The organism is Streptomyces sp. CA-146814, assembly GCF_050942385.1.
Lineage (GTDB): Bacteria > Actinomycetota > Actinomycetes > Streptomycetales > Streptomycetaceae > Streptomyces.
The window spans coordinates 5,101,062-5,122,308 of record NZ_CP192068.1; the positions used below are offsets into that span (position 1 = coordinate 5,101,062).

Annotated in this window: 25 protein-coding genes; 10 read left to right on the forward strand and 15 right to left on the reverse strand. The window is 72.8% G+C overall.

Annotation, left to right across the window (positions count from 1 at the left end; all coding sequences use genetic code 11):
- Nucleotides 1-15: 15 nt before the first annotated feature.
- Nucleotides 16-306, reverse strand: a complete 291-nt coding sequence (locus tag ACQP09_RS22955) for a hypothetical protein (protein WP_433402463.1) — start codon at nt 304-306, stop codon at nt 16-18.
- Between the two features lie 153 nt (nt 307-459).
- Here ACQP09_RS22955 and ACQP09_RS22960 point away from each other — a divergent pair, with 153 nt between their 5' ends.
- From ACQP09_RS22960 to ACQP09_RS22970, 3 genes are all read left to right on the forward strand, one after another.
- Entirely contained in the window at nt 460-864 is a 405-nt protein-coding gene (locus ACQP09_RS22960) for a hypothetical protein (protein WP_433406727.1), read from the forward strand.
- Nucleotides 865-1,100: 236 nt separating this feature from the next.
- Nucleotides 1,101-2,369: a L,D-transpeptidase gene (locus ACQP09_RS22965; RefSeq protein WP_433402466.1), complete on the forward strand. Its 1,269-nt coding sequence runs from the start codon at nt 1,101-1,103 to the stop codon at nt 2,367-2,369.
- Between the two features lie 254 nt (nt 2,370-2,623).
- On the forward strand, nt 2,624-3,016 hold the full coding sequence (locus tag ACQP09_RS22970; RefSeq protein WP_433402469.1) for a DUF1330 domain-containing protein: 393 nt from the start codon (nt 2,624-2,626) through the stop codon (nt 3,014-3,016).
- On the opposite strand, the gene ACQP09_RS22975 is transcribed toward ACQP09_RS22970, so the two are convergent.
- On the reverse strand, nt 2,983-3,513 hold the full coding sequence (locus ACQP09_RS22975; protein ID WP_433406728.1) for an RDD family protein: 531 nt from the start codon (nt 3,511-3,513) through the stop codon (nt 2,983-2,985). The genes ACQP09_RS22970 and ACQP09_RS22975 overlap by 34 nt on opposite strands.
- A 183-nt stretch (nt 3,514-3,696) precedes the next feature.
- On the opposite strand from ACQP09_RS22975, the gene ACQP09_RS22980 reads away from it, so the two are divergent.
- From ACQP09_RS22980 to ACQP09_RS22995, 4 genes are all read left to right on the forward strand, one after another.
- Nucleotides 3,697-4,050, forward strand: a complete 354-nt coding sequence (locus ACQP09_RS22980) for a hypothetical protein (protein ID WP_433402471.1) — start codon at nt 3,697-3,699, stop codon at nt 4,048-4,050.
- A 136-nt stretch (nt 4,051-4,186) separates the two neighbouring features.
- Nucleotides 4,187-5,566, forward strand: a complete 1,380-nt coding sequence (gdhA, locus tag ACQP09_RS22985; RefSeq protein WP_433402474.1) for an NADP-specific glutamate dehydrogenase — start codon at nt 4,187-4,189, stop codon at nt 5,564-5,566.
- Nucleotides 5,567-5,721: 155 nt separating this feature from the next.
- The gene (locus ACQP09_RS22990; protein WP_433402476.1) at nt 5,722-6,114 is read left to right on the forward strand and encodes a helix-turn-helix domain-containing protein; all 393 of its coding nucleotides are present in this window, start codon (nt 5,722-5,724) and stop codon (nt 6,112-6,114) included.
- 37 nt (nt 6,115-6,151) lie between these two features.
- Nucleotides 6,152-6,913, forward strand: a complete 762-nt coding sequence (locus ACQP09_RS22995) for an isocitrate lyase/PEP mutase family protein (protein ID WP_432148961.1) — start codon at nt 6,152-6,154, stop codon at nt 6,911-6,913.
- Nucleotides 6,914-6,976: 63 nt separating this feature from the next.
- Here the strand turns inward: ACQP09_RS22995 and ACQP09_RS23000 are convergent, their stop codons facing one another.
- Both ACQP09_RS23000 and ACQP09_RS23005 read right to left on the reverse strand, forming a co-directional pair.
- The gene (locus ACQP09_RS23000; RefSeq protein WP_433402479.1) at nt 6,977-7,411 is read right to left on the reverse strand and encodes a VOC family protein; all 435 of its coding nucleotides are present in this window, start codon (nt 7,409-7,411) and stop codon (nt 6,977-6,979) included.
- Nucleotides 7,412-7,535: 124 nt separating this feature from the next.
- On the reverse strand, nt 7,536-8,447 hold the full coding sequence (locus ACQP09_RS23005; RefSeq protein ID WP_433402481.1) for an alpha/beta fold hydrolase: 912 nt from the start codon (nt 8,445-8,447) through the stop codon (nt 7,536-7,538).
- A 105-nt stretch (nt 8,448-8,552) separates the two neighbouring features.
- Between ACQP09_RS23005 and ACQP09_RS23010 the strand changes: the two genes are divergently transcribed.
- The gene (locus tag ACQP09_RS23010; protein ID WP_433402484.1) at nt 8,553-9,269 is read left to right on the forward strand and encodes a TetR/AcrR family transcriptional regulator; all 717 of its coding nucleotides are present in this window, start codon (nt 8,553-8,555) and stop codon (nt 9,267-9,269) included.
- 88 nt (nt 9,270-9,357) lie between these two features.
- On the opposite strand, the gene msrA is transcribed toward ACQP09_RS23010, so the two are convergent.
- Nucleotides 9,358-10,023, reverse strand: coding sequence for a peptide-methionine (S)-S-oxide reductase MsrA (msrA, locus tag ACQP09_RS23015; protein WP_032757642.1), 666 nt, complete (start codon nt 10,021-10,023; stop codon nt 9,358-9,360).
- Between the two features lie 100 nt (nt 10,024-10,123).
- Complete coding sequence (locus tag ACQP09_RS23020) at nt 10,124-11,020, reverse strand: LysR family transcriptional regulator (protein WP_433402486.1); 897 nt, start codon at nt 11,018-11,020, stop codon at nt 10,124-10,126.
- Between the two features lie 123 nt (nt 11,021-11,143).
- Between ACQP09_RS23020 and ACQP09_RS23025 the strand changes: the two genes are divergently transcribed.
- A complete protein-coding gene (locus ACQP09_RS23025) occupies nt 11,144-12,352 on the forward strand; it encodes an MFS transporter (RefSeq protein WP_433402489.1) in 1,209 nt (402 codons plus the stop codon).
- A 29-nt stretch (nt 12,353-12,381) separates the two neighbouring features.
- Here ACQP09_RS23025 and ACQP09_RS23030 read toward each other — a convergent pair whose 3' ends face one another.
- Nucleotides 12,382-13,485 (reverse strand): hypothetical protein, encoded by a 1,104-nt coding sequence (locus ACQP09_RS23030; RefSeq protein WP_433402492.1) that lies wholly within the window; start codon nt 13,483-13,485, stop codon nt 12,382-12,384.
- A gap of 67 nt (nt 13,486-13,552) precedes the next feature.
- Here ACQP09_RS23030 and ACQP09_RS23035 point away from each other — a divergent pair, with 67 nt between their 5' ends.
- Nucleotides 13,553-14,698 carry a cystathionine gamma-synthase gene (locus tag ACQP09_RS23035; protein ID WP_433402494.1) on the forward strand — a complete coding sequence of 382 codons (1,146 nt, stop codon included), beginning with the start codon at nt 13,553-13,555 and terminating at the stop codon, nt 14,696-14,698.
- A 57-nt stretch (nt 14,699-14,755) separates the two neighbouring features.
- Here ACQP09_RS23035 and ACQP09_RS23040 read toward each other — a convergent pair whose 3' ends face one another.
- Genes ACQP09_RS23040 through ACQP09_RS23075 form a run of 8 tightly spaced genes read right to left on the reverse strand, consistent with a single transcriptional unit; the run spans nt 14,756 to nt 21,247 of the window.
- Entirely contained in the window at nt 14,756-14,968 is a 213-nt protein-coding gene (locus ACQP09_RS23040; RefSeq protein WP_433402496.1) for a hypothetical protein, read from the reverse strand.
- A gap of 38 nt (nt 14,969-15,006) precedes the next feature.
- Nucleotides 15,007-15,477, reverse strand: a complete 471-nt coding sequence (locus ACQP09_RS23045) for an RNA polymerase (protein ID WP_433402499.1) — start codon at nt 15,475-15,477, stop codon at nt 15,007-15,009.
- Between the two features lie 33 nt (nt 15,478-15,510).
- Nucleotides 15,511-17,148 carry a SpoIIE family protein phosphatase gene (locus ACQP09_RS23050; protein ID WP_433402501.1) on the reverse strand — a complete coding sequence of 546 codons (1,638 nt, stop codon included), beginning with the start codon at nt 17,146-17,148 and terminating at the stop codon, nt 15,511-15,513.
- The gene (locus ACQP09_RS23055; protein ID WP_433402504.1) at nt 17,145-18,527 is read right to left on the reverse strand and encodes a sensor histidine kinase; all 1,383 of its coding nucleotides are present in this window, start codon (nt 18,525-18,527) and stop codon (nt 17,145-17,147) included. Before ACQP09_RS23055 ends, ACQP09_RS23050 begins: the two co-directional genes overlap by 4 nt.
- Complete coding sequence (locus tag ACQP09_RS23060) at nt 18,524-19,609, reverse strand: ATP-binding SpoIIE family protein phosphatase (protein ID WP_433406729.1); 1,086 nt, start codon at nt 19,607-19,609, stop codon at nt 18,524-18,526. Before ACQP09_RS23060 ends, ACQP09_RS23055 begins: the two co-directional genes overlap by 4 nt.
- On the reverse strand, nt 19,606-20,028 hold the full coding sequence (locus ACQP09_RS23065) for an ATP-binding protein (protein WP_433402506.1): 423 nt from the start codon (nt 20,026-20,028) through the stop codon (nt 19,606-19,608). The genes ACQP09_RS23060 and ACQP09_RS23065 overlap by 4 nt, the downstream gene beginning before the upstream one ends.
- Complete coding sequence (locus ACQP09_RS23070) at nt 20,025-20,399, reverse strand: STAS domain-containing protein (protein ID WP_433402509.1); 375 nt, start codon at nt 20,397-20,399, stop codon at nt 20,025-20,027. The genes ACQP09_RS23065 and ACQP09_RS23070 overlap by 4 nt, the downstream gene beginning before the upstream one ends.
- Nucleotides 20,396-21,247 (reverse strand): STAS domain-containing protein, encoded by an 852-nt coding sequence (locus tag ACQP09_RS23075; RefSeq protein ID WP_433402511.1) that lies wholly within the window; start codon nt 21,245-21,247, stop codon nt 20,396-20,398. Before ACQP09_RS23075 ends, ACQP09_RS23070 begins: the two co-directional genes overlap by 4 nt.

Genomic DNA, 21,247 nt, shown 5'->3' on the forward strand with positions numbered 1-21,247 from the left:
TCGCGTACGGGCGGTTCAGGCCGCCGGGCGCGTCCCCGAGCGGCGTACCGAGTAGGTGACGAAGCCCGCGCCCATGCCGAGCAGCGCTGTGCCGCCGATCAGATACGGAGTGGTGTCCACGCCCGGTCCGGTCTCGGCGAGTTGCAGCCCCGCGCCGGTGTCCTCGGCGGCGGCCGGCTGCGCGCTCCGGGTCGCCGGGTCGGCGGCGGTTTCGGCGGTCGCGTTGGCCGACGGGACGAACCAGAGTGCGGCCAGCAGCGTGCCCGCGGCGGTGGCGGTCAGGAGTGTGCGGCGAGTGACGGACACAGTTTCGATCCCCTTGCGACAACCATGAGTTAGCCCCGTGGGCCGATGCTAAGCAAAGCAGCGGGTCGGAGGAAAGTCGTGGCTGCCAGGAGCCATACGCTCCGGAGTATGAGCACTGAAGAGACATCCAGATTTGTTCGCGTTCGCGTGGAGATGGTGCTGGAGATCACCGACCTCGACGCCCTCACCGGCACCGCGCTCGAATCCATCGCCGCCGAGTACGGGGAACCGGTATCGGGTATCACCGAGAGCGACAGCGCCGAGGAGCGGATGCATGCCGAGGCCACCGTCCGGGCAGACGGAGCAGAGGCCCTCGCCTCGCTGATCGACCCGTTCGACCTGGTCAGCGAGGTGCCCGGGGTCGAGCTCGCCCAGGCCTCCTGGAGCAGCGAGAGCGTCGAGTACGACCCCGACGAAGAGGGCTGGGACGAGGACGAGGACGACGAGGACGGTCCGTTCCTGGCCGGGACCGGGGACGAGGAGGAGGGGTACGGCGGCGCGGTCGCGCACAATGGGAGGAACGACGGCGAGGACGGTGACCTCGCGCAGCGGGTCTGACGTGTGAGAACACCGGCCCCGGCCCTGCTTCACCGCGGACCGGGGCCGTGCTGTGCGGCGGATCCGTATCCGGGTCCGACAGCGGGAACCACCGCTGCCGCGGCCGCGTCGATGAGTGGTGTTCCCCACATCCCCGGCGGATGTGGAACGGAGCGTTCGTTCCAGGTGTTCTTGGAACATTGACGGGGAATCGCCGCCTGGCAGCCCCGTTCGGGGATTTTGGGGAATCGGCAACGATGGAGAAGCGTGTGATGACGGACAGCAAGCGGCGCAAGGGCCTCGCGGCCGCGTCCGCACTGCTCGGCGGCGTGCTGGTGCTTTCGGCCTGTACCGACGACGGCGGCGAGAAGAAGACGGGCGCCGCGAGTTCGGAGTCGTCACAGGCGCAGGAGGTCGACAAGGCCGCCGCCGAGGACGCGTCCGAGGCGCAGATAGCGATCAAGCCGGAGAACGGCGCCACCAACGCCAGCATCAACAACGCCGCCCAGGTCTCCGTCACCAAGGGCAAGCTCACCGAGGTCGTCATGACCACGGCGGAGGGCAAGGCGGTCGAGGGCACGCTGGCCGCCGACGGCTCCAGCTGGAAGCCCGCGGGCCAGCTCGAACGCTCCACCACGTACAAGATCGACGCCACGGCGGAGGACGCGAAGGGCCGCAAGGCCCACGAGAACAGCTCCTTCACCACCGTCTCGCCCGACAACAGCTTCATCGGGAACTTCACGCCCGAGGACGGCTCCACCGTCGGCGTCGGGATGCCCGTCTCGATCAACTTCAACAAGGAGATCACGGACAAGAAGGCCGTCCAGGACGGCATCACCGTGACCTCCAGCAGCGGCCAGGAGGTCGTGGGCCACTGGTTCAACGGCCAGCGCCTGGACTTCCGCCCGGAGGACTACTGGCAGGGCGGTTCCACCGTCACGCTGAAGCTGGCGCTGGACGGCGTCGAGGGCGCGGACGGCGTCGTCGGCGTCCAGCAGAAGACCGTGACCTTCAAGGTCGGCCGCAACCAGGTCTCCACCGTCGACGCGAAGACCAAGATGATGACGGTCACCCGCGACGGCAAGACGATCAAGACCATCCCGATCTCCGCGGGCTCGCCGGAGAACCCCACGTACAACGGTGAGATGGTGATCTCCGAGAAGCACAAGGAGACCCGGATGAACGGCGCCACCGTCGGCTTCACCGATGACGACGGCAAGGGCGAGTACGACATCAAGGACGTGCCGCACGCGATGCGCCTGTCCACCTCGGGCACCTTCATCCACGGCAACTACTGGGGCAAGGGCATCTTCGGCCAGGCCAACACCAGCCACGGCTGCGTGGGCCTGGCGGACGTGAAGGGCGCCAACGACCCGAACGCGCCGGGTGCCTGGTTCTACGACAACTCCATGGTCGGCGACGTGGTCATCGTCAAGAACTCCCCGGACAAGACCATCAAGCCGGACAACGGCCTCAACGGCTGGAACATGGACTGGTCCCAGTGGAAGGCCGGCTCCGCCGCCTGATCCGCTGACCCCCGCTTCACCCCCCCGTCCCCATCTGAAGGCGGCGGCACCTCGGAACGCATCCGGGGGCTGCCGCCTTCGGCGTACCCGCCGAAGAAGCCGCAGCCGTGGTCACAGAAGCAGTGCAGAACCAGCACGGCCCGGCGCACGGACCACCGCCATGACCTCCGAGGTAATCGACGCCCTCCGCCCCGCCCGGCAGCATCGGAGGCGTACCGAAGGACCACGCCACGCCCACCCCGGAGGAGCGGACCATGACCGCGTACGCCATCGCCCACCTGCGCCCCGCCGACGGCCCCGTCCCGGACGAGGTGCTGAGCTACCTCGAGCGCATCCAGGCCACCATGGAGCCGTACGGCGGCCGCTTCCTGGTCCATGGGGCCGAGGTGGAGGTGGTGGAGGGGGAGTGGCCGGGGGCGGTGGTTCTGGTGGCGTTTCCCGGGGTCGAGGAGGTCCGTGCCTGGTACGCGTCTCCGGCCTACCAGGAGATCCTGCCGCTGCGCACCCGGCACATCGACGGTGACGTGGTGATCCTCCCGGGCGTCGGGCCGGAGTACGACGCGTCGGCCACCGCTGCGGCGATGCGTGCCGCGCGGGACCGCGCGGATGAGGCTCAGTCCGTACGCCCCGCCACCGCCTCCCGGTAGTACCGCAGGTCGCTGCGGTGGACCTGGCGTACTCCCGCCAGGTCCGTGTGCTGGGCCGCGGCCCGGGGGCAGCCGCCGAGGCGTTCCCGGGGCGGTGGTGCGGCAGCTGTCCGGCGGAGGTGGTGCCAGGGCTGGAGCGGGAGCCAGAGCAGGCCGTAGAGCCAGCGCAGGACCAGGCGGCGGAACTCCGGACGGCCCGCGTCCGGCAGCCGGATCACCCGTACGCCCATGATCAGCTTTCCCGCGCTCGCCCGTACCGCCATCGTGAGCAGCACCTGGTTGGCGAAGGACAGCACGGTCAGCTGGCCGACGAGCACCGCCGCCGTCCGGCCCGCCCCCGCGCCCGGCGCGCCCAGGCAGGAGTGCACCAGCAGGCCGACGACCAGCAGGCACAGGTAGCAGTCGAGCCCGACCGCCAGATAGCGGCGCGTCTCGCCCGTGCCCCGGGGGAGGCGGGGCTGCCGCGCCTCCCCAGGAGTGCGGCCGGTTCCGTACAACAACCTTGGCTGATAAGGAGATTGCGTTCTCCGACGCCCCCGCGGCTTCGTCATGGGGAGCATCATGACTGATCGTCAGGCGAGGTGTCGTGGTTCCTGACGGGTAACTCCCCTGCCCCTGCCGGCTTTCACCAATCCCTTACGGTGACGGGAACAGATGCACGAGTACGTACGGGGGCGACCATGGGATTCAACGGCACCATATGGAGGCTGCGGCGCGGCACGGAACTCGTCGGGGAGATCGCGGTGGACGACCCCGACTTCCCTTGGCTGCGCGGCCGGTTCATCCCCGGCCCGGCCTTCGACACCACCGTACGCGAGCTCTTCGACCGCGAACTGGCCCTCATGGAACGGCTGGACGAGGACGAGACCGACGAGAGCGCGGAGGCCTGGGAGCGGGTCTGCTGCGAGATGAACAGCACGCTCGCACTGGCCGGTCCGGAAGGCGAGGCCGTTGCCGAGTTCCTGCTGCACGTCCAGGGCGACCGGGCCTGGTTCCGGTGGAGCGACACGCCGTTCTCCGAGGAGGGGCGGTAGGGGCCCGGACGGCCAGCATGTGGATGGGTGTCGAAGATCATCGGGCGACGCGGGACAATCGGGACGTACGACGGTGGCGCCTCCCGGGACGGAGGCGCCGACGCGCACGAGCCGACCCACGGAAGGTCTTGATCAGATGCCGCTCACCCCTGACCCCGCTCCCCTGTCCGCATCCGCCCACCGGGTCATCGAGCCGCTCTACGCCGAGATCCTGCGGCGCAACCAGGGCGAGAAGGAGTTCCACCAGGCGGTCCGCGAGGTCCTGGAGACGCTCGGCCCCGTGCTGACGCAGCGCCCCGAGTTCGTGGACGCCCGCATCATCGAACGCATATGCGAGCCGGAGCGCCAGCTGATCTTCCGGGTGCCGTGGGCCGACGACTCCGGCGACATCCACGTCAACCGCGGCTTCCGGGTCGAGTTCTCCAGCTCGCTCGGCCCCTACAAGGGCGGCCTGCGCTTCCACCCCTCCGTCAACCTCGGCATCGTGAAGTTCCTCGGCTTCGAGCAGATCTTCAAGAACGCCCTCACCGGCATGCCCATCGGCGGCGGCAAGGGCGGCGCGGACTTCGACCCCAAGGGCCGCTCGGACGCCGAGATCATGCGGTTCTGCCAGTCCTTCATGACCGAGCTCCACCGCCACCTCGGCGAGTACACCGACGTCCCCGCCGGTGACATCGGCGTCGGCGGCCGCGAGATCGGCTACCTCTTCGGCCAGTACAAGCGGATCACCAACCGGTACGAGTCCGGCGTCCTCACCGGTAAGGGCCTCGGCTGGGGCGGCGCCCAGGCCCGTACGGAGGCCACCGGCTACGGCACGGTCCTGTTCACCGCCGAGATGCTCCGCAGCCGCGGCGAGTCGCTGGAGGGCCAGACCGTCGCGGTCTCCGGCTCCGGCAACGTGGCCATCTACGCCGTCGAGAAGGCCCAGCAGCTCGGCGCGACCGTCATCACCTGCTCGGACTCCGGCGGGTACGTCGTCGACGAGAAGGGCATCGACCTCGCCCTCCTCAAGGAGATCAAGGAGGCGGGCCGGGGCCGGGTCTCCGAGTACGCCGAGCGCCGCGGCGCCCACGCCCGGTTCGTTCCCGGTACGGGCGTGTGGTCCGTCCCCGTGGACGTGGCCCTGCCCTGCGCCACGCAGAACGAACTCCACGAGGCCGACGCGCTGGAACTCGTACGCAACGGGGTCAAAGCCGTCGCGGAGGGCGCCAACATGCCCACCACGCCGGAAGCGGTCGACGTCTTCCAGCGGGCGGGCGTCGCCTTCGCCCCGGGCAAGGCGGCCAACGCGGGCGGGGTCGCGACGAGCGCCCTGGAGATGCAGCAGAACGCGTCGCGGGACTCGTGGACCTTCGCCCACACCGAGGAGCGCCTCGCCGAGATCATGCGGCACATCCACGACTCCTGCTACACGACCGCCGAGCGGTACGGAAGCCCCGGCAACTACGTGGTCGGCGCGAACATCGCCGGCTTCGAGCTGGTGGCGGACGCGATGCTGGCGCAGGGGCTGATCTGACGCAGCACGTGCGAGAGGCACCGGCCCGCGTGGGAACGCCCGCCGGTGCCTCTCCTGCGCGGCCGCTCTGTCACGTCACTTCGCCCTCAGCAGATCCGCCCGGAGCGCAACGCCTGAGCGGTGCCTGCCGGGCGTACGGCTCCTAGGCTGAAGCGGTGACCATCCGAGCGACGAACCAGGCCCGAATCGTCCCGCTGCGCCCGTTCCCGGCGATGCCCGGGCCCACTCCGGCCCGGGAGCCGCTCTGGCGTGACCTCGTCGGGGACGTACTCCGGAGAGAACGGCTGTCCCAGGAGCGGACGTTGAAGGACGTGGCCGACGCTGCCCGGATATCGATGGCCTACCTCTCCGAGGTGGAGCGCGGCCGCAAGGAGGCCTCGTCCGAGGTGCTGGCCGCCGCCGCGCAGGCGCTCGGGCTGAGCCTCGCCGATGTCCTCGCGCTGGCCCAGGGGGAGCTGATCAGGCTTTCCGGGGCACGGTCCCGGACCGCCAGCCTCAGCGCCCGCCGCGCCGGCCCTCCGATGGGCACCGTACGGCTCGCCGCTTGAGCGGATGGCCGGGCCGATCCGGGGGTACGGTCCCGGCATGGACTTTCGCACCACAGTTGAACGCGCTCAGCGCCTCAAGCAGCTGCACGCCGACCACCAGCCGCTCGTGCTGCCGACCGTCTGGGACGCCTGGTCCGCGCGGACGGCGGCCGCCGCCGGGTTCTCCGCGCTGACGGTCGGCAGCCATCCGCTCGCCGACTCGCGCGGGGCCGAGGACCAGGAGGGACAGACCTTCGAGGAGGTGCTCGCCGCAGTCCGGCCGATCATCGCGGCCGTCGACATCCCCGTCTCCGTGGACCTGGAGGCCGGGTACGGGCAGAAGCCCGCGGATCTCGTCGCCGGACTGGTCGAGGTCGGCGGTGTCGGCCTCAACATCGAGGACACCGTCCACTCGGAGGGCGGCCGGGTCCGCACCACGCAGGAGCACGCGAGCTACATCGCGGGCCTGCGCGCGGCGGCCGACGACGCGGGCGTCCCGGTCTGGATCAACGGACGCACCGACCTCTTCGCACACGCGGAGGACGCCGCCGCCGTCCTCGACGAGGCGATCGAACGGCTGCTGGCCCTGGAGCAGGCCGGCGCGGACAGCGTCTACCCGGTGAAGATCCAGGACAACGACGAGCTGCTCGCGGCGGTGACCGCCGCCGTCTCCGTACCCGTCAACTCCACGGCCCACCCGGTCAAGCACGACCTCGATCGCTTCCGCCGTCTCGGCGTCGGCCGCATCACCTACGGCCCGCTGCTGCAGATGGCGTTGACGGACGCGATGAACGACATGCTTGGCCCCTGGGCGCCGTAGGAGTGACACCGGCCGTGGGCGCAGGGCCCGGCAGGCCCTGCGTCGACGGCACGTGCCTCCGCCTCAGTCGAGGCAGAACTCGTTGCCCTCGATGTCCTGCATCACGATGCACGACTCGTTCTCCTCGTCGGCGAGCATCACGCGCTCACACACCGCGCCGAGCGCCATCAGCCGGTCGCGCTCGGCCTCCAGCGTGGCGAGTCGCTCCGCACCCACCAGCCCGGTGCCGGCCCGCACACAGAGATGGACCCGGTTCTTGACGACCTTGCCTTCGGGAACGCGCTGGAAGTACAGGCGCGGACCGACCCCCGACGGATCGGAGCAGGCGAACCACGCGTCCCGCTCCTCCGGCGGCAGTGAGCTGGTGTAGTCGTCCCAGGTCGCGAACCCCTCCGGCACCGGCGGAACTTCGTACCCCAGCACCTCGCACCAGAACCGGGCGAGGCGCTCGGGCTGCGCGCAGTCGAAGGTGACCTGGACTTTTCTGAGCGTTGCCATCCGGGCAGCGTAGTGGCGCGTGCCGTCCTGCGGCATCCGGGTTTCCCGTCCGACGGTCGCCGGGCCCACGCTCGCCCGGTCCGCGAATACCCGTACCACTACGGGCGTCCGCCCACCCTCACCTCTACGGGCGTCCGCCCACCCTCGCCCGGTCCGCGAGTGCCCGTACCTCCGCCGCGACCGCCGCGTTGCGCTCGCGCGGGATGTCGTGGCCGACGCCCGGCTGGAGTACGAGGCGGGCGCCGGGGATCGCGGCGGCGGTGGCCCGTCCGGCGGAGGGCTTGAGCAGCGGGTCGTCCGTACCGTGCAACACCAGTGCGGGGACGCGCAGTTCGGCCAGGGGCGGGCCGCTCCAGCGGGCGCCGATCTGGCGGGACTGGGCGTCCGGGTCGGCGATCCCGGTGTCCACGTCGGCGGTGATCCGCTCCAGGGCCTCCGCCTCGTCGAACGGGTAGCCCGGCGACGCGCAGAGCCGCGCCACCGCGAGCCCCGCCGCGATCCGGCCCTCCCGGTCCCCGGCGGGCTTGATGCGGGCGAACTTCGCGAGGGTGGGCAGGCGCAGGTGGCGGAAGGCGCCGAGCCCGCCGACATCACTCGGCAGTGCGGCGGACGAGGTGAGCGTGCGCACCCGGTCCGGGTGGCGCAGCGCGACCCGCTGCGCGACGACCCCGCCGAGCGAGTGCCCGAAGAGGTGCGCCGACTCCCAGCCGAGCGTGTCCAGGACGGCGACGGCGTCGTCGGCCATGTCCTCGGCGGTGTACGCGGCGGAGCGCCGGGCGGCCAGGGCGGCGAACGGGTTGGAGCCCAGGGCGGTCCTCGGCAGCCGGGTGGACTCGCCCGCGTCCCGCTGGTCGTACCGGGCCACGGCGAACCCGGCCTCCGCGAAGGCGGCGCACAGCTCGCGCGGCCACCAGTGCCGGGAGACGGCCAGTCCCATGACCAGCAGCAGCGGCTCGCCGTCCCGGCCCTCCTGGAGGCGGTCATGGGCCAGCTCGACCGGGCCGTTGCGGGCGAAGCGGCGTTCGGTCCAGGTCATGGCGGGCTCCTTCGACGACTTCAGCGACGATTTACTGCGATCGGTGTTCGCAGTATTAGACTACAGTCGTCCGAGGAGCTGAGACGGAACGGAAGGTGGCGGACCGTGGCCGACCGCGAGACCCGGCCGGCGACCGTGTGGTCACGCCCCGAGCGGGGCGCGCGCGGACCCGCGCCCGAGCGGAGCCGGTACGAGATCACCGCCGCCGCCGTCGCCCTGGCGGACGCCGAAGGACTGGCGGCCGTGTCGATGCGCGCACTCGCGCAGCGGCTGGGCACCGGGCCCGCCTCGCTCTACCGCTATGTGGGGAGCCGCGACGAGCTGCTGGACCTCATGGCCGACGCGGTCGCGGGCGAGCTGGACCTCTCCGCCGCCCCCAGCGGCGACTGGCTCGGCGATCTCGTCGCCCTGGCTTTCCAGTCCAGGGCCGCCCACACCCGCCACCCCTGGCTCCCGGAGCTGAACGACCGCCGGGGCGAGGTGCTCGGCCCGCACGCGGTCGACTACCTGGACCACGCCCTGGCGGTGCTGGCCCCCGCACCCGGTACGAGCCGGCAGAAGCTGGAGGCGATCGGCCTCCTGGGCGGCCTGGCCACGCTCTTCGCCCGCCGCGAGGCCGCGACGGCCGCCGGCGGAGCCACCGGAGCCGGTGACCCGCCCGCCCAGGCGGCCCACCTGGCCGCCGTCGCCGCTGAGGGCCGCCACCCGCACCTGCTGGCCGCCCTCACGGCGGCGGGCCCGCCGCCCCCGGCGGGCCCGGCCGAGCGGGCCGCCCTGTTCGAACGGCTGCTGCGCCGGCTGCTGCCCGCGATGCTCGGCTGACGTCCGCGCGCCGGCCGGCCGCCGCCCCGAGGCGTACGGTAGGCCGCCGCCCCGAGAGGTAGGCCGCCGGCCCGAGGGGAAGGCGCCCTCAGCCCTCGACCGGTGCCACCCCGATCGGGCAGGAGACTCCCGTACCGCCGATCCCGCAGTAACCGCCCGGGTTCTTGTCCAGGTACTGCTGGTGGTACGCCTCCGCCGGCCAGAACGGGCGGCCGTCGGCCGGGAGGATCTCCGTGGTGATCTCCTTGTGGCCCGAGGCCGTCAGGACCTTCTGGTACGCCTCGCGGGAGGCGTCGGCCGCCGCTGCCTGGGCGGGGGAGTGGGTGTAGACCGCCGAGCGGTACTGGGTGCCCACGTCGTTGCCCTGGCGGAAGCCCTGGGTCGGGTTGTGGGACTCCCAGAAGAGCTTCAGCAGCTCCTCGTACGACACGACGGCCGGGTCGAAGACGACGCGGACGGCCTCCGTGTGGCCGGTCAGGCCCGAGCAGGCCTCCTCGTACGTCGGGTTCTCCGTGTAGCCGCCCTGGTAGCCGACCAGCGTCGTCCAGACGCCCTCCGTCTGCCAGAACTTCCGCTCAGCGCCCCAGAAGCAGCCGAGCGCGAAGTCCGCCACCTCCAGGCCCTCCGGGTACGGGCCCACCAGCGGGTTGCCGAGCACCGTGTGGCGGGAGGGGACGGTGAATTCGGGGACGGGGCGGCCGCGGAGGGCCTGCTCCGGGGTGGGGAGCTCGGGGGTGCGGCGGTTCAGGAACATGCGGGGGCTCCTCCGGGGTCGGGGTCGTCCCCTTACAACAAGGGAGCGGCCACCAGGATTCCGCAGCGGGCGACCGTGGGCCGGGTCCCCGCCGGGCCGCTCATCCGGCGTCGGCCACGGCCGCGAGGGCCTGGGAGAAGGCGCGGGTGCGGGCGGTCTCGTGGTTGCGGTGCCACACGAGGGCGAGAAAGGAGTCCTGGAGGCCGGTGAGGGGGACGAAGGTGATCGCGCGGCGACCGTAGTAGTCGGCGGTGGGGTGGCAGAGCAGCATCGCGCCGCGGCCCGCCTGTACCAGCGCCAGGCCCTCCTGGAGCGTGCTCACCGAGGGGCCGGTGGGGATGGGGAGGCCTCCGGGGGTGGCGGCCGGGGCCTGGGCGCGGCGCCAGTACTCCGGGGCCGCGCCGTGGACGCCGATGATCGGACAGACCGCGAGGTCCTCGGCATCGAGGGCGGTGCGCTTCGCGAAGGGGTGCCGGGTGGACACGGCGAGGGACTGCGGCTGCTTGGAGAAGACCTGGCCCACCACCAGCTCGCTCTCCTGGACCGGCATCAGCACCACCGCCGTGTCGACCTCCCGCCGGTGCACCGGGCCGAAGGGATCGGAGAACGGGATCTCCACGATCTCCGTGGCGCACTCCGGGTACCGGCTCTGGAAGAGTGCGACGGCGTTCATGACCTGGTCGTCGGCCGTGCCCTGGAAGCCGATGCGGAGCAGCCCGCCGACCCCGCGCGCTATGTCCCGGGCCTCGTCGATCGTCTTCAGGACGGAGTCGAAGGCCGGGCGCAGCCCCGCCAGGAATTGCTCGCCGAGCGGCGTGAGCCGGACGCGGCGGCTGGTGCGCTCGACGAGCCGGGCACCGATCTTGTTCTCCAGGGACCGCAGTAGCTGGCTGATCCGGCTCTGCGAGACGTACAGGCGTTCTCCCGCCCGTCCGAAGTGAAGTTCGTCGGCCAGCGCGAGGAAGGCCTCCAACTCGCGGGCGTCCAGACTGCTCACAGCGGTCTCTCCCCCTGTCGCGGCACCGGTGTCGCGGATCGCCGGTCCATCGATGAGCCGCACTCATAGAAGGATGAGAGGTTGGCCGTTGTTCCCTCGCCGCGTGGTCTGTTGGCTGGACGCATGACGCAGGTTGAGGAATCCCCAGGCACACCACCCACCCGGCAGAGGCCGCCGCTCAGTGGCTGGCTGGGCGTGGTGGCCCTGGCGCTGGGCACGTTCACGGTGGTCACGTCCGAAATGCTGCCCGTCGGGCTGCTGACCCCGCTGGGTGAGTCGCTGAGGGTCTCGGAAGGGGTGGCGGGCCTCACGCTGACGATCACCGGCCTGGTCGCGGCGGTCTCGTCCCCGGTGCTCGTCTCGATGCTGGGCAGGACCGACCGCCGGGTGGCGCTCTGTGCGCTGGTCGCCGTGCTGGTGATCGGCAACCTGGGCGCGGCCTGGGCTCCGAACTTCGGGGTCATGGTGGTGGCCCGCATCCTGGTCGGCATCGGCATGGGCGGCGTCTGGGCCCTCGCGGCCGGCCTCGCCGTGCGGCCGGTGCCGGCGAAATCGGTCGGCCCGGCCACCTCGCTGGTCTTCAGCGGCATCGCCGTGGCGTCCGTACTGGGTGTTCCGGCCGGCACATACCTGGGAGCGGCGGCCGGCTGGCGGTCCGCGTTCCTCGCCGCCGCCGGGCTCGGACTGGTGGTGCTGGTCGCGGCGGCGGTCCTGCTGCCCCGGCTGCCCGCGGAGCGCGCGATTCCGCTCGGCGGGGTGATGAGGCTGTTCGGCAACGCCCAGGTGCGTACGGGCCTTGTCGTCGTCGGCTTCGTGGTGACCGGCCACTTCGCCGCGTACACCTACGTCAGGCCGGTGCTGGAGGACGTCTCCGGCGTCGGCGCGGGAATGATCGGCACGCTGCTCCTGGTGTACGGGGTCGCCGGTGTGGCCGGGAACTTCCTGGCCGGTGCCGGAGCGGCCCGCTCGCCGCGCAGAACGTTGCTGGTGATCAGCGCGGTCATGGCGGCCACCGTGATCGCGCTGCCGTGGCTGGGCGGGTCGGTGGCTCTCGCCGCCGTGCTGATGGTGGTCTGGGGCCTGAGCTACGGAGGTGTCTCGGTCAGCACGCAGACCTGGATCCTGCTCGCCTCGCCGGACGCCCGCGAGGCGGCATCCTCGCTGTTCGTCGGGGTGTTCAACGGAGCCATCGCGCTCGGCGTGCTGATCGGCGGGCTTGCGGCGGACGGCATCGGCATCACGGCGGTGATGTGGGTGGGCGGAGCGCTCGCGGTGGGCGCGCTGGTGACCACGACGGTCGGCCGGTCTCCCGCGCCGGCCGTCGGAGCCTGACCGCGCGGGCCGCCGGACGGTGCCCCGCCTCAGCGCGGCAGCGTCGCCGGAGACCCGCCGTTCGCCTCGTAGCCGGCCACCGCCAGCGCCCGGTACACCGTGTACTGCGCGGCCGGGTCCGCCTCCGCCGTCCAGGGCAGCGCGCCGACATGGCCGTCGATCAGGACCAGCTGGTGCATCGCCTCCGACCACCGCTCCATGTGGACCAGGAAGAGGACCAGCAGGTGGCGTACGTGGGCGAGCATCGGGTCGTCGGGGCGGGCCGCGTGGACCGCGAACATCGCGCCCTCCACCGCCTTGGTCACCACCTGGCTGCGGTAGAAGCCCTGCACGAGGTTGACCTCCGGCAGGTGCTCGTACACCGCGAACAGCGGCAGCGCGGCCAGCAGCGAACCCTGCGGGGCGCGGGCGGCGGCGGCCGTGGCGAAGGCCTCGGCGTCCTTGCGGGAGCCGTGCCACCGCTCGGAGTGGAAGTGCAGCGCCGCGATGTGCGCGCCCATGTGGGCCGGAGCCCGGTCGATGATCTTCGCCCAGAGCTGGTCGAACTGCTCGGGTGTGTAGCCCAGGCCCCGGGCCACGGCCAGCTCCACGACGTACGGCACCGGGTCGCCGGGGGCGAGCAGCGCCGCCTCGCCGCAGACCGTACGGGCCTCCTCCAGGATGATCCGGAAGTCGTCGGTCCCGGCCGACGAGGAGCGCCACGCCTGCTGCACCAGGAACTCCGCGTGCACCGCCGCCCCGCCCGCGTCCTTCGGCGCCTCCGCCCGCCAGGCCCGCAGCCAGGAGCCGCCCTTGCCCGGCTGCTGGGCCAGCTCCAGCGAGGCCGCGCCCGCGAAGGCCTGCACCCGCTGCCAGCGGACCTCGCCCTCCTTCGGCGTACCGGCGAGGAGCTGCGAGGCGGCCCGCCACTCCTGGGTGGCCTGGACGACATCGAGGACGTCCAGGAGGTCCTGGTCGGGGCCCGGCATCCGGACGTCCAGCTCCTCCTGGCGTGCGAAGCCGTACGTGTCGGGGTCGGCGGCGTCCGGCGAGCCCGGCGCGACCTGGCGGATACCGCCCCGCCGGCGCATCACCCAGGGGCCGACGATCGCGGCGAGCATGCACATCGCGAGCAGGAACAACAGAATCTCCATGGACCCATTGTCCCCGGAGCCCGCGAGTGGCCGGTACGGACCCTCGTGACGAACTACGCTCGGGCCCATGAGCGACCAGCACAGCTTCGAGACCCTCGCCATCCACGCGGGGAACACCGCCGACCCCCTCACCGGTGCCGTGGTCCCGCCGATCTACCAGGTGTCCACGTACAAGCAGGACGGCGTGGGCGGACTGCGCGGCGGCTACGAGTACAGCCGCAGCGGCAACCCGACCCGGACCGCCCTGGAGGAGAACCTGGCGGCCCTGGAAGGCGGCCGCCGCGGGCTCGCCTTCGCCTCCGGCCTCGCCGCCGAGGACACCCTCCTCCGTACGCTGCTGACCCCGGGCGACCACGTGGTCATCCCGAACGACGCCTACGGCGGCACCTTCCGGCTCTTCGCCAAGGTCGCCGCGCGCTGGGGCGTGGAGTTCTCGGTGGCCGACACCTCGGACGTGGCGGCGGTCCGGGCCGCGATCACGCCGCGTACCAAGGCGGTCTGGGTCGAGACGCCCTCCAACCCGCTGCTCAACATCACCGACATCGCGGCCGTCGCGCAGGTCGCGCACGACGCCGGGGCCCGCCTCGTCGTCGACAACACCTTCGCCTCGCCCTACCTCCAGCAGCCGCTGGCGCTCGGCGCGGACGTCGTCGTGCACTCCACCACCAAGTACATGGGCGGCCACTCCGACGTCGTCGGCGGCGCGCTCGTCGTCGGCGACCAGGAGCTCGCCGACGAGCTGGCCTTCCACCAGAACGCCATGGGCGCGGTCTCCGGCCCGTTCGACGCCTGGCTGGTGCTGCGCGGCACCAAGACGCTCGCCGTCCGCATGGACCGCCACTCCGAGAACGCCACCAAGCTCGCCGACCTGCTGACCCGCCACCCCAAGGTCTCCCAGGTCTACTACCCGGGCCTGCCCGAGCACGCCGGCCACGACATCGCCGCCAAGCAGATGAAGGACTTCGGCGGCATGGTCTCCTTCCGGGTCGCGGGCGGCGAGGCGGAGGCGCTCAAGGTCTGCGAACGGGCCGAGCTCTTCACGCTCGGCGAGTCCCTCGGCGGCGTCGAGTCGCTGATCGAGCACCCCGGCCGGATGACGCACGCCTCCGTCGCGGGCTCCCTCCTGGAGGTCCCCGCCGACCTGGTCCGCCTCTCCGTCGGCATCGAGAACGGCGACGACCTGGCCGCCGACCTCACCCAGGCCCTGGGCTGACCGGGGAACAGAGCCCCGGGGGCCCGTCCGGCGCAGGGCGGGCCCCCGGCACCTTCTTCACCACCCCTCCAGCGGCGGGGTCACCTCCGCCGGGTCCGGCAGCCACGGCTGCTCCACCCCGGCCCACACCAGGAACGCGGCGAACACCGCCGCCGCCAGCCACCAGGCCGTACGCCGCACCGCGCGCCGCACCCGCAGCAGCCGGGTCCCGCGCCGCGCGGCCCGGGCGGCCAGCGCGGCCGGCACCGCCGGATGCGGGCCCTCCAGCATCCGCCGGACCTCCTCCGCCCTGCGGTCCCGGCCCCCGGTCACCGCGCCACCCCGAAGGCCCCCCGCGCGCCCGAGCGCATCGCCGCGACCGAGCGGTCGCAGACGGCCCGGATCCGGTCCGGCGGAAGCCCCAGCAGCGCCGCCGCCTGGTCCTCGCCGACCTCCTCGTACAAGCGCAGCACCAGCACCAGCCGCTCCAGCGGCGCGAGCCGGTCCAGCACCCCGCCGAGCGGCCGCCGGTGGCGCCAGGCCTCCCGCGCGAAGCGGACCGCCAGCTCCTGGCGGGTGCGGTCGTACGGGTCCTCGCCGCGCAGCCGGTCCCACTCCGCGTACGTACGTGCCAGCGCCGCGCAGAGCAGCCGCTCCGCCCGTACGCCGGTGGCCGCCGGTGCGGCCGGCTCGGCGGTGAGCAGCGTCGCCGTGTGCAGCAGCCGGCCGCCCGCGCCCGCCACGAAGGCCTCGAACTCCTGGGCGCGGAGCCGGTCCCGGTGGGTCTGCCGCTCTCGCATGCAGCACATCCGAGCCCTGGCACCCGGGTGCGGTCAAGAGGGCCGACGTGACGGGTCCGGGGCGTCGTCCAGCTGGAGGGCGAGCAGCGCGATGTCGTCGTCCTTGTCCGCGCCGAACGCGCCGAGGAGGGCGTCGCAGAGGGCCTCCAGCTCCCGTGGGCCCTCCAGCGTCGCGGAGCGGAACGCCGCCAGGCTGTCGTCGAGATCCTGGGTGCGCACCTCCACCAGGCCGTCGGTGATCAGCAGGACCCGGGTGCCCGGCGCGACCTGGTGGACGCGGGCCGGCGGGTGCGGCAGGCGGAGGCCCAGCAGCGGGCCGTGCTCGTGGAGGTAGGCGGCGGCGCCGTCGGGGGCGAGCAGCAGGGGCGGGATGTGACCGGCGTTGGCGACGTGGATCCGGCTGCCGTCCGGGTCGACCAGGACGAGGCAGAGCGTCACGGTGAGACCGGGCCGGGTGTGGGCGAGGAGGGCGTCGAGCCGCTCCAGGACGTGGTGCGGCGGGTGGCCCTCCAGGGCGTAGGCGCGCAGCGCGTGCCGGATCTCGCCCATGACCGTCGCGGCCACCAGCGAGTGCCCGGCCACGTCCCCGATGGCCAGAAGCAGCCCGTCCGGCGTCTCCAGGGCCTCGTAGAAGTCGCCGCCGATCTCCGCGTGGTCGGAGGCCGGGAGGTAGCGCACGGCGAGCGAGACGCCCGGCACGGACGGCAGCCGGTCCGGCAGGAAGGTGCGCTGGAGCGCGAGTGCGAGGGCGTGCTCCTCGTTGAAGGTGCGCAGCGCCTCCAGGGCCAGCGCGCAGGCGTTGACGAGCTGCTGGAGGAGTTCGCGCTCGTCGGTGGTGCGGGCCGCGCCGGCGGGTACGGCGACGCAGACGGGCGGCCGGTCGCGCTTGGTCCGGGCCACCACCAGCACGACGTCCCCGTCGATCGGGTCGAGCGGCAGCAGCGCCTTCCAGCGGCTGTGCGGTATCGCCGTGACCTCGATGCCGGGGTCGCCGCCGAGCGAGAAGGCGGCCAGCCGGTCCAGCAGCTCGGCGCCCGCCGGCCCGGAGAGCGGGACCGCGTCAGGTCCTGCGGCGTGGCTGTGCACCGGCTGTCCCTGCGGGCTCAGGAAGACCGCGGTGGCCGGCGCGGACATCAGGCTCGCGGCGCCACCGGTCGCCGCGGCGCTGAAGGAGTGGAAGCCGACGGCCCGGTAGACGTCCAGGGTCGCCCGGTTCAGCGCGGCCAGCCGCAGGGTCAGCAGCTCCGCCCGGCGCCGGGCCCGCGCGTACCGCAGCGCGGCCGTCACGGTGGCCAGGAACTCGTCCGGGTCGATGGGCTGGTCCAGATAGGCGTCCGCGCCCCGGCTGAGCCCCTCCGTGTGGTCCTCCGCGTTGACGGCGACGGCCGAGACGTGGATGACCGGCAGATAGGCGGTGCGCGCGTCGGCCTTGATCCGCTCGCAGACCTCGAAGCCGCTCATGTCCGGCAGCTGTACGTCGATGACGGCCGCTTCCGGCAGCGGGCAGCCGGCCGACGCGAGCAGGGCCAGCCCCTCGGTGCCGTCGGCCGCGCCGACGACCGTGTGCCCGGCCCGGGTGAGCCAGCTCGTGAGGATGTAGCGGTTGGTCTCGTCGTCGTCGATCACCAGGACGGTTCCTGGCGCACTGTCGACGCGGGCGGTCTCGGTCACGGGTCGGTCTCCGGGGCGGGTGCGGACGGCAGGGGTGCGGGCACGAAGGGCAGCTCGACCTCCACCCGGGTACCCGCTCCGGGGGTGCTCGACAACCGGAGGGTGCCGCCGAGGAGTTCGGTGAGGGTCCGGGCGTACGGGAGTCCGAGGCCGGTGCCCCGGTGGACCCGCTGGAGCGGTCCGCGTACCTGGTAGAACTCCTCGAACACCCGGGCCAGTTCGTCCTCCGGGATACCGACCCCGGTATCGGTGACGGTGAAGGCCATCCACGGCGGGTCCACCCGGAACTCCAGCCGGACCTCGCCCCGCTCGGTGAACTTCAGGGCGTTGGAGAGCAGGTTGCGCAGGATCCGCGTCAGCAGGGCCTCGTCGGTGACCGCCACCGGGAAGGCGGCGGGCTCGGGCATCAGCAGGGCGACGCCGGGCGCCCCCGTACCGCGCATCACGGCACCCAGCTGGGCCAGCAGCGCCCGCAGATCGGTCGGCGCCGCGGTGATCTCCAGCTGGCCCGCCTCCGCCTTCGCCACGTCCAGCAGATCGCCGACCAGCGAGAGCAGGGACTGCCCGGAGGCGTCGATGAGGGAGAGCTGCCGGCGCTGCTCGTCGGTGAGCGGGGCGGAGCCGGGGGCCAGAAGCAGCCGGGTGAGGGCCACCACCGCGTTCACCGGGGTGCGCAGCTCATGGCTGATGTTCCGCCAGAACCGCGTCTTGGCCTCGTTGGTCTCGCGCAGCCGCGCGGACTTCTCCTCCAGCTCGGCGTGGAGGGCCACGACCCCGCTGTTCGTCTCCTCCAGCTCCTGCGACAGCTCGGTGTAGAGGGCCAGGACGCCGCGGTTGGTCTCCTCCAGCTCCTCGTTGAGCCGGCGCATCTCCTCGCGCTGGGCCCGGGTCTCCTCCAGGGTGGCGATCAGGTCGCGGGTCTGGGAGCGCAGGTCGTCGGCGAGGGTCGGCGAGGCGTGCCGGCTCAGCGCCTCCCGCACCCCGCGCCGCGCGTCCGGGCCGTCCGCCCAGCTCGCGGGCAGCGGGTGCTCGGCGACGATCCGCCCGCCGGGAGCGGCGGGCTCGTGGCGGACGCGGTGCAGGAGCCGGGCGGCCGGTTCGAGATCGGGATCCGCCTTCGTACCGCCCGTCCACGCGAAGACGACCGACAGCACCGCCTCCCGGCCCGCCGGCACGGCGAAGGACACGGTCAGGCCCATGCAGCCGAGCCGGTCGCGGCCCAGCTCGCTCAGCGCGGTGGCGATGCGCACCTGGTCCTGGCGGTCCATGCCCAGCGCCGCCGCCGCGCTCTGACCGGTGCGGCGCAGGGCGAAGACGTCCTGCGCGGTGGTGAGTTCGTACGCCGCGAGGGTGTCCGGGTCCGGTGCGCCCCCGCTCACCAGGCCCCCTTGACGACCAGGATCCCCGCGTCGTCGCGGCGGACCCCGGCCTCGCGCAGCAGCTGGCCCGCCATCACGGCCGGGGTGTGCCGGAGCAGACCGGGCAGGTCGTCGGCCTTCCACCGCTCGGTCAGCCCGTCGGAGTGCATGACCAGCGCGCCGCCCGGCTTCAGCGGCAGCTCGAAGGTGCGCAGGCTCCGCATCTGCTGCCCGACGATGCCCGGCGCCGAGAGCAGGCCGTTGCGGGATTCGGGGCCGAGCAGGACGCCGCTGACGTTGCCGATGCCGCAGTAGAGGAGCCGCCCACGGCCCGGCTCGATCCGGGCCACCGCCACCGCGCCGCCCCGGGTGCCGCGCAGCGCCGCGTGGATGTCGCGCAGCAGGCCCTCCGGGTGGCGGGCGGTGCTCCGCCGGAACGCCGTCACCGCCGCCTCGGAGGCGAGCGCGGCGAGCGGTCCGTGGCCCAGCCCGTCGCAGAGCATGGCCAGGATGGCCGGCTCCGCGGAGGGCGCGGAGCCGCCGGCGGACGGGCGGGACCCCTCCGTACCGCCTACGTCCACGCGTACGGCCCAGGCGTCGCCGCAGCTCGTCTCCCCGCTGATGGGCCGGGTCAGCCCCGAGGCGACCGACGGCACACCGCCGGTGGGCGCCGCTCCCGCCTCGCGCGCCCAGAACTGCGCGGCCATGACGGTGCCCCGGCCCGGCAGGGAGTGGATGTCGAAGGCGTCGGCGAGCCGGGCCACCGCGCCGAGCCCGATGCCCAGCGTCCCGGCGGAGGACTCGCCGTCTGCGAGCGCCGCCTCCACATCGGCCATGCCGGGGCCGGTGTCCACGGTGACGAACTCGACGCCTGCCTGCTCCGGGGTGCGCAGGACGCGGAGCAGCAGCGCGCCGTCGCTCGCGTGGCGCTCCAGGTTGGTCGCGGCCTCGGTGACCGCGAGGGCGACCTCGGAGGACCGGTAGGCGTCCATGCCGATGCGCCGGGCCAGGGTGGCGGCGGCACCGCGAGCCGCCGAGGGCATCTCGGCGGCGGCGCGGAACCACTCCACGTCCTCGTGGTCCAGCACGCCCAACGCCGTCATCGCGCCCACTTGATGATGGTGACGATGGTGCCGCGGCCCACCTCGGTGTCGAGGAAGAACTCGTCGACCAGCCGCCGCGCCCCGCTCAGCCCGAGGCCGAGCCCGCCGCCGGAGGTCCAGCCGTCGGTGAGGGCCAGTTCGGTGTCGGGAATGCCGGGCCCGGAGTCCTCGAAGACGGCCCCTACCCCGCGCTGCCCGTTCCGTTCCACCGGTCCGGCCCGCATCTCGCCGCCGCCGCCGTACACCAGGGTGTTGCGGGCGAGTTCGCTGGCGGCGGTGATGAACTTCGTCTGGTCGACCAGGGAGAGCCGGCACGCCTGCGCGAACGTGCGGACCTGCTGGCGGGAGCGGACGACGTCGTCGTTCTGCGTGATCGGCTGCGTCTGCGGTGGTGCCTCCACCGCCCAGGGCACGGTCACAGCAGTTCCGCACCGGTCGCAGACCGGCGCAGCAGCGCGAGTCCCTTCTCCAGGTCGAGTGCGGTACGGACGCCGCCGAGCGACAGTCCCAGCTCGACGAGGGTGATGGCCACGGCGGGCCGCATGCCCACGACCACCGTCTCGGCGTCGAGGAGCCGGGATATGGAGGCGATCGTGGCCAGCATGCGGCCGACGAACGAGTCGACGATCTCGACTGCGGTGATGTCGATGACGACCCCGCGGGCCGCCCGCGCGACGATCTGCCCGGCCAGGTCCTCCTGGAGGTCCAGCACCGTCTGGTCCTCCAGGTCCACCTGGATCGAGACGAGGAGGATGTCGCCGATCCGCAGGACCGGAACCCGCTCGGTCATCGTCCGCCGCCCTGGCGCGCGACGAGTTCGACGCCGGACTTCTTCAGCGCGTGCTGGAGGGCGTCGGCGAGGCTCGCCTTGGTGACGATGTCACCGAACTCGATGCCCAGGGCCACGATGGTCTGCGCGATCTGCGGACGGATACCGGAGACCGTGCACTCCGCGCCCATCAGCCGGGCCGCGACGACCGTCTTGAGCAGGTGCTGCGCGACCTGCGTGTCGACGGCGGGGACGCCGGTGATGTCGATGATGGCCTGCTCGGAGCCGGTGTCCACCAGCGCCTGGAGGAGCTTCTCCATCACGACCTGGGTGCGGGCCGAGTCCAGGGTGCCCACCAGCGGCACGGCGATGACGCCGTCCCAGAGCTTCACCACGGGCGTCGACAGCTCCATGAGCTGGGCCCCCTGCGAGCTGATGATCTCCTCGCGGGTGCGGGTGTACGTCTCGATGGTGAAGAGGGCCAGGTCGTCGAGGACGCGGCTCAGCCGCAGGTACCCGGCGGTGTCCTGGGCGGATCCGTCCGCCAGTGCCGGTTCGAACGCCCGCTTGAGCGCCAGCACGCTGATCGCCGTCTCGCTGGGTGTGAAACCCTGCCGGGCCCGGTTGCGCGACAGTTCGGTCAGCAGCGCCCGGGGCTCGGAGAAGTTGTCGCCGCGCGCGTCCTCGCCGCCCGTGGCGAACGCGTCCGCGAGCGCCGCGTACAGCTCACGCAGCTCCCGGTCGACCTCGGCCTTGCTGATGCGGCCCTTGAGCGAACCCGCGACGCCGTCGATCCACTCTCTCTCGACCCGCTCGCGGTCGGCGGACAGGAGTCCCGCCAGATCGCTCCTGCTGTCCTGCTTGGCCAT

Bases quoted from the DNA above. Each gene is read 5' to 3' on its own strand.
- gdhA (WP_433402474.1), top strand. From the start codon at position 4,187: ATGCCGCTCACCCCTGACCCCGCTCCCCTGTCCGCATCCGCCCACCGG.
- ACQP09_RS23060 (WP_433406729.1), bottom strand. From the start codon at position 19,609: ATGACGGCGTTGGGCGTGCTGGACCACGAGGACGTGGAGTGGTTCCGC.
- ACQP09_RS22980 (WP_433402471.1), top strand. From the start codon at position 3,697: ATGGGATTCAACGGCACCATATGGAGGCTGCGGCGCGGCACGGAACTC.
- ACQP09_RS22995 (WP_432148961.1), top strand. From the start codon at position 6,152: ATGGACTTTCGCACCACAGTTGAACGCGCTCAGCGCCTCAAGCAGCTG.
- ACQP09_RS23070 (WP_433402509.1), bottom strand. From the start codon at position 20,399: ATGACCGAGCGGGTTCCGGTCCTGCGGATCGGCGACATCCTCCTCGTC.
- ACQP09_RS23025 (WP_433402489.1), top strand. From the start codon at position 11,144: ATGACGCAGGTTGAGGAATCCCCAGGCACACCACCCACCCGGCAGAGG.
- ACQP09_RS23000 (WP_433402479.1), bottom strand. From the start codon at position 7,411: ATGGCAACGCTCAGAAAAGTCCAGGTCACCTTCGACTGCGCGCAGCCC.
- ACQP09_RS23030 (WP_433402492.1), bottom strand. From the start codon at position 13,485: ATGGAGATTCTGTTGTTCCTGCTCGCGATGTGCATGCTCGCCGCGATC.
- ACQP09_RS23035 (WP_433402494.1), top strand. From the start codon at position 13,553: ATGAGCGACCAGCACAGCTTCGAGACCCTCGCCATCCACGCGGGGAAC.
- msrA (WP_032757642.1), bottom strand. From the start codon at position 10,023: ATGTTCCTGAACCGCCGCACCCCCGAGCTCCCCACCCCGGAGCAGGCC.
- ACQP09_RS22960 (WP_433406727.1), top strand. From the start codon at position 460: ATGGTGCTGGAGATCACCGACCTCGACGCCCTCACCGGCACCGCGCTC.
- ACQP09_RS23045 (WP_433402499.1), bottom strand. From the start codon at position 15,477: ATGCGAGAGCGGCAGACCCACCGGGACCGGCTCCGCGCCCAGGAGTTC.
- ACQP09_RS23075 (WP_433402511.1), bottom strand. From the start codon at position 21,247: ATGGCCAAGCAGGACAGCAGGAGCGATCTGGCGGGACTCCTGTCCGCC.
- ACQP09_RS23040 (WP_433402496.1), bottom strand. From the start codon at position 14,968: ATGCTGGAGGGCCCGCATCCGGCGGTGCCGGCCGCGCTGGCCGCCCGG.
- ACQP09_RS22970 (WP_433402469.1), top strand. From the start codon at position 2,624: ATGACCGCGTACGCCATCGCCCACCTGCGCCCCGCCGACGGCCCCGTC.
- ACQP09_RS22965 (WP_433402466.1), top strand. From the start codon at position 1,101: ATGGAGAAGCGTGTGATGACGGACAGCAAGCGGCGCAAGGGCCTCGCG.
- ACQP09_RS23005 (WP_433402481.1), bottom strand. From the start codon at position 8,447: ATGACCTGGACCGAACGCCGCTTCGCCCGCAACGGCCCGGTCGAGCTG.